At 69.8% G+C, this 13322-nt stretch carries 9 protein-coding genes and 1 pseudogene; 7 read left to right on the top strand and 3 right to left on the bottom strand.

All coding sequences use genetic code 11. The annotated features are described in order from the left end of the window. The first annotated feature begins 4 nt into the window (after nucleotides 1–4). From nuoL to Phou_RS16405, 5 genes and pseudogenes are all read left to right on the top strand, one after another. Entirely contained in the window at nucleotides 5–1921 is a 1917-nt protein-coding gene (gene nuoL / locus Phou_RS16425) for an NADH-quinone oxidoreductase subunit L (protein WP_173056820.1), read from the top strand. After that, on the top strand, nucleotides 1918–3441 hold the full coding sequence (locus tag Phou_RS16420; RefSeq protein ID WP_173056819.1) for an NADH-quinone oxidoreductase subunit M: 1524 nt from the start codon (nucleotides 1918–1920) through the stop codon (nucleotides 3439–3441). Before nuoL ends, Phou_RS16420 begins: the two co-directional genes overlap by 4 nt. Next, a pseudogene (nuoN, locus tag Phou_RS16415) lies at nucleotides 3441–4972 on the top strand (NADH-quinone oxidoreductase subunit NuoN). Before Phou_RS16420 ends, nuoN begins: the two are co-directional and overlap by 1 nt. 118 nt (nucleotides 4973–5090) lie before the next feature. Beyond that, a complete protein-coding gene (locus Phou_RS16410; protein ID WP_246273794.1) occupies nucleotides 5091–6077 on the top strand; it encodes a polyprenyl synthetase family protein in 987 nt (328 codons plus the stop codon). A gap of 522 nt (nucleotides 6078–6599) precedes the next feature. Beyond that, on the top strand, nucleotides 6600–7382 hold the full coding sequence (locus Phou_RS16405; protein ID WP_173056817.1) for an IclR family transcriptional regulator: 783 nt from the start codon (nucleotides 6600–6602) through the stop codon (nucleotides 7380–7382). A gap of 992 nt (nucleotides 7383–8374) precedes the next feature. On the opposite strand, the gene Phou_RS16400 is transcribed toward Phou_RS16405, so the two are convergent. Further along, a complete protein-coding gene (locus Phou_RS16400; protein ID WP_173056816.1) occupies nucleotides 8375–10489 on the bottom strand; it encodes a PhoX family protein in 2115 nt (704 codons plus the stop codon). Between the two features lie 233 nt (nucleotides 10490–10722). Here Phou_RS16400 and Phou_RS16395 point away from each other — a divergent pair, with 233 nt between their 5' ends. Together Phou_RS16395 and Phou_RS16390 are read left to right on the top strand one after the other, a co-directional pair. Beyond that, nucleotides 10723–11217, top strand: a complete 495-nt coding sequence (locus Phou_RS16395; protein ID WP_232072776.1) for a sigma-70 family RNA polymerase sigma factor — start codon at nucleotides 10723–10725, stop codon at nucleotides 11215–11217. After that, the gene (locus Phou_RS16390; RefSeq protein ID WP_173056815.1) at nucleotides 11214–11939 is read left to right on the top strand and encodes an anti-sigma factor family protein; all 726 of its coding nucleotides are present in this window, start codon (nucleotides 11214–11216) and stop codon (nucleotides 11937–11939) included. The genes Phou_RS16395 and Phou_RS16390 overlap by 4 nt, the downstream gene beginning before the upstream one ends. Before the next feature lie 7 nt (nucleotides 11940–11946). On the opposite strand, the gene rarD is transcribed toward Phou_RS16390, so the two are convergent. Next, entirely contained in the window at nucleotides 11947–12858 is a 912-nt protein-coding gene (gene rarD, locus Phou_RS16385) for an EamA family transporter RarD (protein WP_173056814.1), read from the bottom strand. Further along, nucleotides 12855–13295: a GNAT family N-acetyltransferase gene (locus tag Phou_RS16380; protein WP_173058451.1), complete on the bottom strand. Its 441-nt coding sequence runs from the start codon at nucleotides 13293–13295 to the stop codon at nucleotides 12855–12857. The genes rarD and Phou_RS16380 overlap by 4 nt, the downstream gene beginning before the upstream one ends. Nucleotides 13296–13322: the final 27 nt, after the last annotated feature.

The raw sequence follows: 13322 nt of genomic DNA, 5'->3' as shown, positions 1-13322 counted from the left end.
GGATATGCACGAGACCGTGGAATACGCGGCCGCGGATGGTTTCCTGTCCACCGTCTGGCTGCTGGTGGCCATCCCGCTCGCCAGCGCGGCGATCCTCCTGCTGCTCGGCAAGCGCGCCGACAAGTGGGGGCACCTGCTGGGCGTCGGCAGCATCGCCGTCTCCTTCGTGCTGGGCCTGATCTACTTCCTCCAGCTGCGCGGCCTGGACAACAAGAGCGTCGAGCTGAAGCTTTTCGACTTCATCTCGGTCGGCTCGTTCCACGTGGACTTCGGGCTGCTCTTCGACCCGCTGTCCGCCGTCTTCGTGCTGCTCATCACCGGCGTCGGCTCGCTGATCCACCTCTACGCGGTGGGCTACATGGAGCACGACCCGGGGCGGCGCAAGTTCTTCGGGTACTTCAACCTCTTCGCCGCCGCGATGTTGCTGCTGGTGCTCGGCAACAACTTCGTGATGCTCTACTTCGGCTGGGAGGGCGTGGGTCTCGCGTCGTACCTGCTGATCGCGTTCTGGTACGACCGGCCGTCGGCGGCCACCGCGGGCAAGAAGGCGTTCCTGATGAACCGGGTCGGCGACGCCGGCTTCGCGATCGCCATCTTCCTGATGTTCCAGCAGCTCGGCTCCACCAACTACGCGGACGTCTTCAACGGCGTCGGTGAGCTTTCCGCCGGCGTGGTGCTGATGTTGGGCCTGCTGCTCCTGCTCGGCGCGACCGGCAAGTCCGGCCAGTTTCCGCTGCAGGCGTGGTTGCCGGACGCGATGGAAGGCCCGACCCCGGTCTCCGCGCTCATCCACGCCGCCACGATGGTCACCGCCGGCGTCTACCTGATCGCCCGGTCCAACCCGGTCTTCTCGGCGAACGAGACACTGCAGATGGTCGTGGTCAGCGTCGGCGCGCTCACGCTGCTGATCGGCTGCATCATCGGCTGCGCCAAGGACGACATCAAGCGGGTGCTGGCCTGGTCGACGGTCTCCCAGATCGGGTACATGTTCCTCGGCGTCGGCCTGGGCGGCGGCGCGTACGCACTGGCGATCATCCACCTGCTCGCCCACGGCTTCTTCAAGGCCGGCCTCTTCCTCGGCGCCGGCTCGGTCATGCACGGCATGCACGACCAGACCGACATCCGCCGCTTCGGCGGGCTGTGGCGGTACATGAAGATCACCTGGGCCACCTTCGGCCTCGCCTGGCTCGCGATCATCGGCATCCCGCCGCTGTCCGGGTACTTCACGAAGGAGCCGATCATCGTGGCGGCCTTCGAGCGGGAGGGCTGGACCGCCTGGCTCTTCGGCATGGCCGCGCTGCTGGGTGCCGCGCTCACCGCGTTCTACATGACCCGGCTCTTCGTGCTGACGTTCCACGGCCCGAAGCGGTGGACCGAGGACATCGACCACCCGCACGAGTCGCCGCCGGTGATGACGATCCCGCTGATCCTGCTGGCGGTCGGCTCGGTCGGCGCGGGCGCCCTGATGGCGAGCTCGGTGCCGGACTGGCTGAACCCGGTGCTCGGCGAGCACACGGAGCACGAGGCGGTCCTCTCCCACGGCCTGATCACGGCGCTGTCCATTGTGGTCACCGTGCTCGGCGCCGGTTTGGCGTACGCGCTGTTCCGCAACGGCACGGCCCTGCAGGAGCAGCCGGCCGGCCCGATCGTCACCGCGGCGCGGCGCAACCTCTACGCGGACGCGTTCAATGAGGCGGTCTTCGAAAAGCCCGGCATCTTCCTCACCCGGGCGCTCGTCTTCCTCGACAACCGTGGCATCGACGGGCTGGTCAACGGGCTCGCGGCGGCGGTCGGGGGCGGCTCGGGCCGGCTGCGCCGGCTGCAGACCGGCTTCGTGCGGTCGTATGCGATGTCCATGCTCACCGGTGCGCTGCTGGTCGTGGCCGCGTTCCTTGCTCTCCAGCTGGGATGGTTGGCGTGAGTGACTTTCCGTTCCTGTCCATCCTGACCGGAGCGCCGCTCGTCGGTGCGCTGGTGGTGGCGTTCCTGCCGCGCACCAAGCCGGAGCTCGCCAAGCGGGTCGCGCTGATCTGGTCGGTCGCGGTCGCGGTGCTCGCGGCCGTGATGTGGATCGCGTACGACGCGAAGGGCGACCGCTTCCAGTTCCGCGAGTCCTACACGTGGATCCCCGCGTGGGACGCGCGCTTCACGTTCGCGGTCGACGGCATCGCACTGGTGATGCTGCTGCTGATCGCGGTGCTGGTGCCGCTGGTGATCCTGGCGTCGTGGCACGACGCGGACAACTCCAAGCGGAGCGTGCCGGTCTACTTCGCCCTGCTGCTCGCGCTGGAGAGCACGATGCTCGGCGTCTTCTCGGCCGCCGACGTGTTCCTGTTCTACGTGTTCTTCGAGATCATGCTGGTCCCGATGTACTTCCTCATCGGCTCGTACGGCGGCCACCAGCGCCAGTACGCGGCGGTGAAGTTCTTCCTCTACTCGCTTGTCGGCGGCCTCTTCATGCTGGCCGCGGTGATCGGGCTGTGGGCGCTGGGCGGCAAGACCTTCGACTGGCAGCAGCTGCTGTCGGCCGACTTCTCGACCGGCACCGAGCGGTGGCTGTTCCTCGGCTTCTTCGTCGCGTTCGCGATCAAGGCACCGTTCTTCCCGTTCCACACCTGGCTGCCGGACGCCGGTGGTGCCGCGCCGGCCGGCTCGGCCGCGCTGCTCGTCGGCGTGCTCGACAAGGTCGGCACGTTCGGCATCCTGCGGTACTGCCTCCCGCTCTTCCCGGAGGCGTCCCGCTGGTTCGCGCCGTACGCGCTGGCGATCGCGCTGATCGGCATCATCTACGCGGCCCTGCTCGCGGTCGGGCAGAACGACCTCAAGCGGCTCGTCTCGTACACGTCGATCGCGCACTTCGGCTTCATCGGTATCGGCATTTTCGCGTTCACCACGCAGGCCGGCACCGGTGCGGTGCTCTACATGGTCAACCACGGCCTCGCCACCGGCCTGCTCTTCCTCGTGGTCGGCATGTTCGTGGCCCGCCGCGGCTCCGCGCTGGTGAGCGACTTCGGCGGCGCGGGCAAGCTTGTGCCGCTCCTGGCCGGCGTGCTCTTCTTCGCCGGTCTCGCGTCGCTCGCGCTGCCCGGCACGGCGCCGTTCGTATCCGAGTTCCTGGTGCTGCTGGGCACGTTCACGGTCAACAAGACGGTCGCGGTGATCGCCACCGCGGGCATCATCCTGGCCGCCGCGTACGTGCTGTGGATGGTGCAGCGCACCACACAGGGCACGCTCAACCCAGCACTCACCACAGTGGACGCGATGCGCCGTGACCTGACGATCCGCGAGAAGGTCGTGGTCGCCCCGCTGATCCTGCTCATCCTGCTGCTCGGCTTCTACCCGAAGCCGGTCACCGACGTCATCAACCCCGCCGTCCAGGCGACCATGCAGGACGTCGACAAGTCTGATCCCGCGCCCGCGGTCCAGGAGGCATCGCGCTGATGCAAGATCTCAAGCTTCCGGCGATCGACTACGGCGCCGTCGCGCCGATGCTGATCCTGTTCGGCGTCGCCTGCGTGGGCGTGTTCTTCGAGGCGGTGCTGCCGCGCTCGGCCCGGCGTACCACCCAGCTCGTGCTGGCGCTGCTCGGCCTCGTGGCCGCGTTCGTCGTCATCGTGATCGAGTCGGACACCCGCATCATCACCGCCGGCGGCGCGGTGGCCATCGACGGCCCGACGCTCTTCCTGCAGGGCGCGATCATCCTGCTCGGGCTGATGGCGCTGCTGCTGGTCGGCGACCGCTCGCTGGAGCAGGGTGGCGCGTTCGTGGCCCAAGCCGCGATCACGGTCGGCTCCGACGCCGACCGCCGGCAGGCCACCCGCTCGCAGGGCGCCACGGAGATCTACCCGCTGGCCGTCTTCGCGATCGCCGGCATGCTGCTCTTCGTCGCGGCGAACGACCTGCTGACCATGTTCGTGGCGCTGGAGGTCTTCTCACTGCCGCTGTACCTGCTGTGCGCGCTCGCCCGCCGGCGGCGCCTGCTCAGCCAGGAGGCGGCGCTGAAGTACTTCCTGCTCGGTGCGTACGCCTCCGCGTTCTTCCTGTTCGGTGTCGCCCTGGTGTACGGATACGCGGGCAGTGTCCACTTCGGCGACATCCACGACGCCGTGCGCGAGTCCTCGCAGAGCACCGTGCTGCTCTACGGCGGCATCGCGCTGCTCTCGATCGGCCTGCTCTTCAAGGCGGCAGCGGCGCCCTTCCACGTCTGGACGCCGGACGTGTACCAGGGCGCCCCGACGCCGATCACCGGCCTGATGGCGGCCTGCACCAAGGTCGCCGCGTTCGGCGCGCTGCTCCGCGTGCTCTACGTCGCCCTCGACGGCGCGGCGTGGGACTACACGCCGATCCTCGGCGTGATCGCGGTGCTCACGATGCTGGTCGGCGCGGTCCTCGCGGTCACGCAGACGGACATCAAGCGGCTGCTCGCCTACTCCTCGATCGCGAACGCCGGCTACCTGCTTGTCGGCGTGCTCGCGCTCTCCAAGGACGGCCTGTCCAGCACGATGTTCTACCTCGTCGCGTACGGCTTCACCGTGATCGCCGCCTTCGCCGTGGTCACGCTGGTGCGCGACGCCGACGGGGAGGCCACCCACCTGTCCCGCTGGGCCGGGCTGGGCCGCCGCTCGCCGCTGTTTGCCGGCCTCTTCACGTTCATCCTGCTGGCGTTCGCCGGTATCCCGCTGACCAGCGGCTTCATCGCGAAGTTCGCGGTCTTCGGAGCGGCCCTGGACTCCGGCGAGGCGTGGCTGGTGATCTTCGGGGTGGTCACGAGCATGCTGCTCGCGTTCCCGTACCTGCGCGTCGTGGTGATGATGTGGCTTTCCGAGCCTGGTGAGACCACTCCAGCCGTGTCGATCCCGGTGGCCTCACCGCTGCCGCCCTGATGATCGGCGTCGTGGCGACCCTGGTGCTGGGCGTCGCGCCGGCGCCACTGCTCGACCTGACGAGCAACGCGGCGGAGTTCGTCCGCTAGTGCTCACCGGGCCTGGTGTGAGGTAGGTCCTGTAGCGCTCCCTGCCACACCGCCCGTCAGGGCGGTGTGGCATCGTTGGCTCGTGGGCGGGGCGCAGGGTACGGGCGGATTAACGTCGATCGGGCTCGATTTTGTCGATCCCGCTCTCGAAGCCGCCGTGCGGCAGACACTGGCCGTGGTCGAGGAAGAGCTGAGGGTCGGCGTCAAGAGCGCGGACCCGTTCGTCACAGAGGCGGCACGCCACCTCGTCGACGCCGGCGGCAAGCGTTTCCGGCCGCTCGTCGTGGCGCTGGGCGCCCACTTCGGCGATCCGGGCGCGCCGCTCGTGGTGCCGGCCGCGGTGGTGATGGAGCTGACCCACCTGGCCACCCTCTACCACGACGACGTGATGGACGAGGCGTCCGTGCGCCGGGGTGCCCAGAGCGCCAACTCGCGCTGGACCAACTCGGTCGCCATCCTGGTCGGCGACTACCTCTTCGCCCGCGCCGCGGACATCGCCGCCGAGCTGGGCCCCGAGGCGGTGCGGCTGCAGGCCCGCACGTTCGCCCGGCTGGTGCACGGCCAGATCGCCGAGACGGTCGGTCCCCGCGACGAGGACCCGGTGGCCCACTACCTGGAGGTCATCTCCGAAAAGACCGGGTCGCTGATCGCCACGTCCGCCCGCTTCGGCGGCATGTTCGGCGGGGCGGCGCCCGAGCACATCGAGGCGTTGGCGGGGTACGGCGAGACGATCGGCGTGGCCTTCCAGCTCTCCGACGACCTGCTCGACATCGCCTCCGACTCCGACCAGTCCGGCAAGACGCCCGGCACCGACCTGCGCGAGGGCGTGCCCACGCTCCCGGTGCTCTACGCACAGGCCTCCGACGACGCCGACGCCGCGTCGACCCGCCTGCGCGAGATCCTCGCGGCTGGCCCGGTCACCGACGACGCCCTGCACGCCGAGGCGCTGGGCCTGCTGCGCGAGTCGCCGGCTCTCAAGCGCGCCCGCGAGACCGTCCGCACGTACGCGGAGGACGCCCGCTACCGCCTCTCGCCGCTGCCGGACGGCGCGCCGAAGCGGGCGCTGGAGTCCCTCTGCGACTTCATCGCCGACCGCACCAACTGACCGCCGGCCGCGGCACGCGCAGCGCCGGCCGGGGCGCGGTGAGACCCGCGTGGCGATGATCAACAGGCCGGACGGGGCCAAGTTTCCGCAATTTCTTTGAAGCAATTTGCGTGGCGCAGATCACTCTCCGGCGGTCCCGTAACGACGCATGTGCCATCGCCGATGCGTCGTTTTGCGGGCACGGCCGGAGCGCCGCCCTGTCGAAACGGGAGTCGAAAGTCACCGCGCGGCGGACGGTGGCGGCTGCGGCCGGCTTGAGGTGATCATCCGCCTGCCGGCTCCGGGCTGGGCGATGACAGGCGACCGAACGGGCGGGTGTCGCATGTGCGCGCGAGAAAAATTCCATCTGCAAAACATGAAGATCGAATGTGGACATAAGCCCCGAAGAACGGGGTAAACCAACGCAACGTGGTGCTACGCCCACCGACGGTCGCCGTACATCCGATGCCTTCGATCCGAATGGGCATTTCGTTATCGGGCGGTTTTTCATATGGTGTAAGTCCCCGGCCGGCGGAGGTGGTTGTGCGCGACCCCTTGGCGGAACCTTCGGATCTGATCCGTAGCGTCTCGCGTGCGCTGCGTGTCTTGGAGGCAGTCGGCAGGGCGCCCCGGGGCCTGACGGTGAAGCAGATCGCCCGGCGGTGCGAGCTGACGGTTGCCACGACTTACCACCTCGTGCGCACGCTGGCCTACGAGGGCTATGTGATCCGACGCGAAGACGGGACGTACATCGTGGGCCTCGAGGTGGCCGACCGCTACCGCGAGCTCGTGGCGGCGTTCCGCGGGCCGTCGTCGGTGGGCGAGTCGCTGCGGCGCGCCGCGATGGAGACCGGCTACAGCCACTACGTCGGCCGGTTCGTGGGCGGCCGCGTGGCGATCACCGCTTCGGCGGAGGGCCCCCGCTCGCCGTACCTGGAGGATCTCGTCCCCGGCTTCGACGACGGCGCCCACGCCACCGCGCTCGGAAAGGCCCTGCTGTCCACGCTGACGCCCGATCAGCGCTTCCGGTACCTCAAGGAGTGGGGGATGCGGTCGTTCACCGTACAGACCCTCACCACGCCGGAGGCGTTCGAGGCCGACCTGGCCGCGGGCGACCGGCGGGGGATGCAGCTGGAGATGGGGCAGTACCGGCAGGGCGTCGGGTGCGCGGCCGTGCTCGTCAGCACCGACAAGGACATGGAGCGCCGGATCGTGCTGGCCTGCGCGATGCCGGCCGCCGAGCTGATGACCACCGCCCGCGTGGTGCGCAACCGCCTGGCCGCCGTCGCCAAGGAGCTCTCCGACGCGATCGCCGCCGACGCCTGACGATCTCCAGACCATTTCCCGGGTCCGCGTCAGCGGCGGTCCGTCGCTCCCGCCGGAGACCGCGCAGGTCGGCGGCTCGCCAGGGCTCGCCGAATTCCCCGACCTCCGCTGCCAGGCCCGCGCGACAAGCCCAACCGCGGCCGGGCGTCGCCCAACCGCGCGACAGATCTGCTCAAACCGGCGCCGCCGGTCGTCGTCTGGGAAACCCAACGCGAACGAGATGTGAGCTGCCCCGATGTGCGTCGTAGTCCGGACCGTCGCGCGGGCCCGGGGAAACGTGGATCGCGGCGAAGCGTTTTCTTGGGGTGCGTTCCCGCGGCCTCACCCTCCGCGGTCGCGAGGCTCAACCCCAAGGGCCTGCTCCTGAGCGACAGTCACGGACCGATGCGGCACGTCGGGGAGAGCTTTACTACCGTCAGCGACCATCCGTCGGATGCAGCGGCACGTCAGTCGGGATCGCTCCGGCAGATCTTGGCAAGTTAGCGTCGAAATAACGCGCTTACTCACCAAGATTTCGAAGCTCACACCGACCCACTTGATCGACAGTCACAGACTGCGACGACGGCGCCGAACTGCGGGGGGACTTGCTCACTCCCGCCTCGAAAGGTCCGCAGAAGCACGGGCAGGGAGAATCAGACAGGTGGAAGATCTGCGGGAGCGGGGTGAGCTGGGCTGCCGCGGAGGGTGAGGCCGCGGGAGCAACGGTCCGGACCACGACGGACGTCGCGGTAGCCCGGATCTGTATCGAATTGGATCTTCTGAAACGGCTCCTACGATCGCACCCCACCCTGGCGCCGAAAGGTCCCTAGATCGAGTGGGCCGCTCTGGTTGGGCATGCTCAGCCTCGGCGCGGGAGCGGGCCGGCCGCAGGCCCTGGGTGAAGCTCGCCCACACCCTCGGCCAGGCCCCCGGGCCAGCGTCATGTCGGTCGGGGCCGGACAGGCGGAGGGGCGCCTCCGCCGACACACGGAGACGCCCCTGAAACGAGCCTGTCAGCTGCCGACGGGCTTGCCGTCCAGCCGCCAGGTGACGACCACGCCCGGCTTGGCGTAGTCGCCGTCAGGCCACGTGGAGGCCGGGGCCTCGATCGAGGCCCCGGAGATCTCGCCGGGGTGCTGCACCGCGACGAAGACCGACTTGTTGTCGGTGGTGATGAACGGGCCGCAGGTCTCGGCGCCGAACGGCACCGTGAGGAACTGCTTGAGGTGGCCGCGCTCCGGGCCCTCGACCGGCGTCGCGAAGAGGCCGTCGTTGGTGCCCAGCGCGTTGCCATCCGTGGAGATCCACAGGTTGCCGGCGCCGTCGAAGGCCACGTTGTCCGGGCAGGAGATCGGCGAGACCTTGGTCTTGTCGTACCCGGCGAAGTAGGTGGCCGGGTCCGCCGGGTCGCCGCAGACGATCGGCACCGACCAGGTGAACGCCTCGCTGGTGTGGTCGCCCCGGTCCTCGGTCAGCTCGAGGATGTGCCCGTGGCGGTTGGCCGTACGCGGGTTGGCCTCGTCCGCCTTGGGGTTGGTGCCGGTGCCCCGGTTGGTGTTGTTGGTCAGGGCCACGTAGATCTTGCCGTTGACCGGGTTGGGCTCGACGTCCTCGGGACGGTCCATCTTGGTCGCGCCCACCGCGTCGCCGGCGAGGCGGGTGAACGTGAGCACCTCGGCGGCGGTCATGCCAGTCACGAACGACTTGTCGCCCCGCACCAGCGGGATCCACCGGCCGGTGCCGTTGAAGGCGCCGTCCGACGGGAGCTTGCCCGAGCCGTCGATCTCGCTGGCGCTGGTGTAGTCGAGCTTGGCGACGTACAGCGTGCCGGACTCCAGGAGCGTCAGGTTGTGCTCGCGGTCCTGCCACGAGCCGCCCTTCTTGAACTTCTTGTCCGTCACGAACTTGTACAGGTAGTCGAAGCGCTCGTCGTCACCCATGTACGCCGCGACGTGCCCGCTGCGGGCGACGATGACGTTGGCGCCCTCGTGCTTGAAGCGGCCCATGGCGGTGTGCTTGCGCGGCTTGGCGTCCGGGTCGAAGGGGTCGAGCTCGACGATCCAGCCGAAGCGGTTCGCCTCGTTGGGGTGCCGGGTGAGGTCGAACCGCTCGTCGGCACGGTCCCACTTGCGGCTGTCGGCCGGGTAGCGGGCGCTGGTGCTGATGCCGTAGCGGGCGAGCCTGGGCTTGTCGGCCTCCGGCACGCCGTCGCCGCCGACGAAGTACTGGTTGAAGTTTTCCTCGCCGCTCAGGATCGTGCCCCACGGCGTCACGCCGCCGGCGCAGTTGTTGAGCGTGCCGATCACCGTCTTGCCCCGCGGGTCCGCGGCGGTCTTCAGGAACGCCGAGCCGGCGGCCGGACCGGTGAGGTCGAACCGGGTGGCGAGCGCCGTGATCCGCCGGTTGTACCGGCGGGCGCCGCGGCTGACCGGCTTCCACTGGCCGGACTCGCCGACCCGCTCCAGCTCCACGACCGAGAGGCCGTGCGCCGCGATGGCCACCCGCAGCTGCTCGACCGACAGCGCGTCCAGGCTGGTGAAGCCCGGGAACATCAGGTTTTCGTTCGTGTACTCGTGGTTGACCACCAGGAGGGCGCGGTCACCCCGCTTGTCGAGCGGCAGCACTGCGACGAAGTCGTTGTTGTAGCCGAACTGCTTCGACTGTGCGTACGCCGACTGGCGGTCCAGCCGGAACTCCGGCGCGTCGGGCTCCACCGGGTCGCCCCAGCGCAGGACGACCGAGTGGTCGTACCCGTTCGGCACGACGAAGTTGTCGAGCCGGTTCGGCGGGATGGTGCTGAACGTGAGCGCCTTCGGGGCACCGCCGTGGCGGGCCGTGGCGGCGTCCAGGTCCGGCGCCGCACCGCTGCCACCCGGCGCGGCCAGCGCCGGGGTTGCCGCCGCCGCACCCGCGCCCGCGAAGCCGAGCACGAGGGCGCCGACGGCACCTGCCCGCACGACGCCGCGGCGGCTGACCTCGGCCTGGACGACGTCGCCGAAGTACGGGTTGTCCGACTCGTTCGGCACAGGGTGGTCACACGCGTTGCCACAGCGGTACATGCAGGTCATCGCGCTGCGTCCGGTGTGGTTCTGCCCAAGTATCGGAAGCAATCGCGGTCGCTCGCTCATGTAGAAGAGCCTCCTCGCTGGTTGATGCGTGCTCGGGAGGGCCGCGCCGACCTCTGGCCGCGGTCGAGAGCACGCGTGCCGGACGCTAGGAGCAGCCCATGAGCGCTGCTCAGACCCTGTGTGAACGGCAAATGAACACCGCGGCCGGCGGCAAAGAGTGAACCGTCCGGCCGATCCCTGCGTAAGACAGTTCGAGAGGAGGCCGGGGTGGCTTGACCGACCAGGATGCCCAGTTGCTGCGCGCGTTGCAGGACGAGCACGGCGACGCGCTTTTCGCTCACGCACTCCGGCTGGCCGGGGGCGACCGGCAACGAGCCGAGGACCTTGTGCAGGAGACGCTGCTGCGCGCGTGGCGTCATCCGGAGGCACTCGATCCGCAACGCGGCTCGGTGCGGGCATGGTTGTTCACCACCGCGCGCAACCTTGCAATCGACGCGTGGCGGCGGCGCGCCGCCCGGGTCGGGGAGATCGTCACGGACGAGCTTCCCGAGCCGCCGCCCGCGGTGGACGAGGCAGACCGGGCGGTAGAGGCGTGGACCGTTGCCGAGGCACTCGGGCGGCTCTCCGCGTCGCACCGTGAGGTGCTCGTGGAGTGCTTCTACGAAGGTCGTTCGGTCGCGGAAGCGTCCACCCGGCTCGGCGTTCCGCCGGGCACGGTCAAGTCCCGCACGCACTATGCGCTGCGTTCACTGCGCCTGGTTCTGGAGGAGATGGGGGTGACGAGATGAGGTGCGACTACGCGTACGACAGCGGTGCCTACGTCCTCGGCGCCCTGTCCCCGAGCGAGCGCGCGTCGTACGAGCGCCATCTCGCCGGCTGCCCCACCTGCCGCGAGGCGGTCGGTGACGTGGCCGTGCTGCCGGGTCTGCTGGGGAGGCTCGACCCGGCCGGGCTGGAGCAGATCGCGTCGGCGCCCTCCTCCGAGTCGCGCATGCCCGACCTGCTCTCGGCCGTCTCCCAGGCGCGCCGCAAGGAGCGGGCCACGCGCCGGTGGCGTACCGCCGGCTCGGTGCTCACCGCCGCCTGCCTCGCGCTCTTCGCCGGCTTCGGCGCGGGCATCCTCCGCGACGGCAGCTCGGCGGGCACGCAGCCGCCGCCGGTGGCGCAGGCCACCACGCCCGCACCGGTCAAGCCGCGCATGGTCGCGATGAAGTCGGTCGTCGGCGACATCCCGGTCACCGCGGAGGTGGGCCTCACGCCGACGAGGTTCGGCACCGAGATCACCATGCACTGCGCGTACCCGACGCACAGCGGTGGGAGCAAGTCCTACACGTATCGGCTGTACGCGTGGAACTCCGAGGGCGAGATGGAAGCGATCGGCTCGTGGGCGGTGTCTCCGGGTGCCGACGTCGCTTTCACCGCGATGACGAGCTTCGCGCCGGGCGAGCTGGCGCGGCTGGCGCTCACCAAGAAGGACGGCACGCCGCTGCTGGAGTACAAGGTCCCGTAGCGGCCCCTCAGGCGGCGAGCACCGGCTCCCGGTCGCGCTCCGCGGCGCGGCGGCGGCTCGTGCGCAGCCCGTCGACGGTGAACACGATGAGGGCGAGCCACACCAGCGCGAACCCCGCGAGCCGGGCCGGTGGCATCGGCTCGTGGAAGATCAGCACGCCGCAGCCGAGCTGCAGGATCGGCGCGATGTACTGCAGGATGCCGATACCGGTCATCGGGATGCGGTTGGCCGCGCCGGCGAAGAGCAGCAGCGGGGTGGCGGTGGCCGCACCCGCCAGCACCAGCAGCGCGGTGTGCCCGCCCCCGTGGCCGAACGTGGAGTCGCCGTGCACGGTCAGCCAGGCCAGGTACGCCAGCGCGGGCATGCCGAGCACCGCCGACTCGACGAACAGGCCCTCGGCCGCCGGGAGCGCGAGGCGCTTCTTGACGAGGCTGTACGCGCCGAAGCTGCCGGCCAGCGTGAGCGCGATGTAGGGCAGGCGGCCGTAGTCGATCGTCAGTACCGCCACCGCGGCCGTGCCGATGCCGACCGCCGTCCACTGGGCCGCGTTGAGCCGCTCGCGGAGCACGACGACGCCGAGCAGCACCATGACCAGTGGGCCGATGAAGTAGCCGAGGGCCGTCTCCACCACGCGCTCGGTGTTGACGCCGAAGATGTACATGCCCCAGTTGATCGCGATGAGCGCGGAGGCGAGGCTGATGCCGGCGAGCTTGCCGGGGCGGCGGGCCACCTCGCGTAGGAACGGCCACCGCCGCACCACGGTCAACACCAGCGCCACGAACGCCACCGACCACACCACCCGGTGGGCCAGGATCTCGACGGCGCCGGCGGGCCGCAACATCCGGATGTAGAGCGGGAAGAAACCCCACAGGCAGTACGCGACGATGCCGAACAGGTAGCCGCGCTTCAGCTCGCTCACTGCGAGACCTGTGGACGGCGGTACTCCATCCAGAGGGTCGGGTCGGCCAGCGGAGTGAAGCCGATCTTTGCGTACACCCCGTGCGCGTCGTTCGTGGCGAGCAGGATGCGGCGTACCCCGCGGTGAGCCAGCTCCTCGCGCACCTGCTCGACCATCCAGGTGCCCAGCCCGCGGCCGCGCGCTGCCGGCTCGACGTAGACGTCGCACAGCCACGCGAACGTGGCACCGTCGGTCACCGCGCGGGCGAAGGCCACCTGCTGCCCGCCGTCGTGCTCCGGCCGGTAGACGCCGAACAGCTGGGAGCCGGCGAACGACTTGTCGACCATGTCGCGCGGGCGGCCGATCGCCCAGTACGCATCGGTGGAGAGCCAGGTGTAGACGAGGTCGGCGTCGACCAGGGCCGGATCGGGCGAGAAGACGTACCCGTCGGGATGCATGATCGTCGGCACGCCTCCGACGCTATC

Origin of the sequence: Phytohabitans houttuyneae (genome assembly GCF_011764425.1) — a bacterium.
GTDB lineage: Bacteria > Actinomycetota > Actinomycetes > Mycobacteriales > Micromonosporaceae > Phytohabitans > Phytohabitans houttuyneae.
Note: the sequence above shows the minus strand (reverse complement) of the source record. Positions and strands in the feature narration are given on the sequence as shown.

What these genes read in the sequence shown, in the direction of transcription:
- nuoL (WP_173056820.1), top strand. Translation starts at nt 5, where the DNA reads ATGCACGAGACCGTGGAATACGCGGCCGCGGATGGTTTCCTGTCCACC.
- Phou_RS16400 (WP_173056816.1), bottom strand. Translation starts at nt 10,489, where the DNA reads ATGAGCGAGCGACCGCGATTGCTTCCGATACTTGGGCAGAACCACACC.
- Phou_RS16390 (WP_173056815.1), top strand. Translation starts at nt 11,214, where the DNA reads ATGAGGTGCGACTACGCGTACGACAGCGGTGCCTACGTCCTCGGCGCC.
- Phou_RS16380 (WP_173058451.1), bottom strand. Translation starts at nt 13,295, where the DNA reads ATGCATCCCGACGGGTACGTCTTCTCGCCCGATCCGGCCCTGGTCGAC.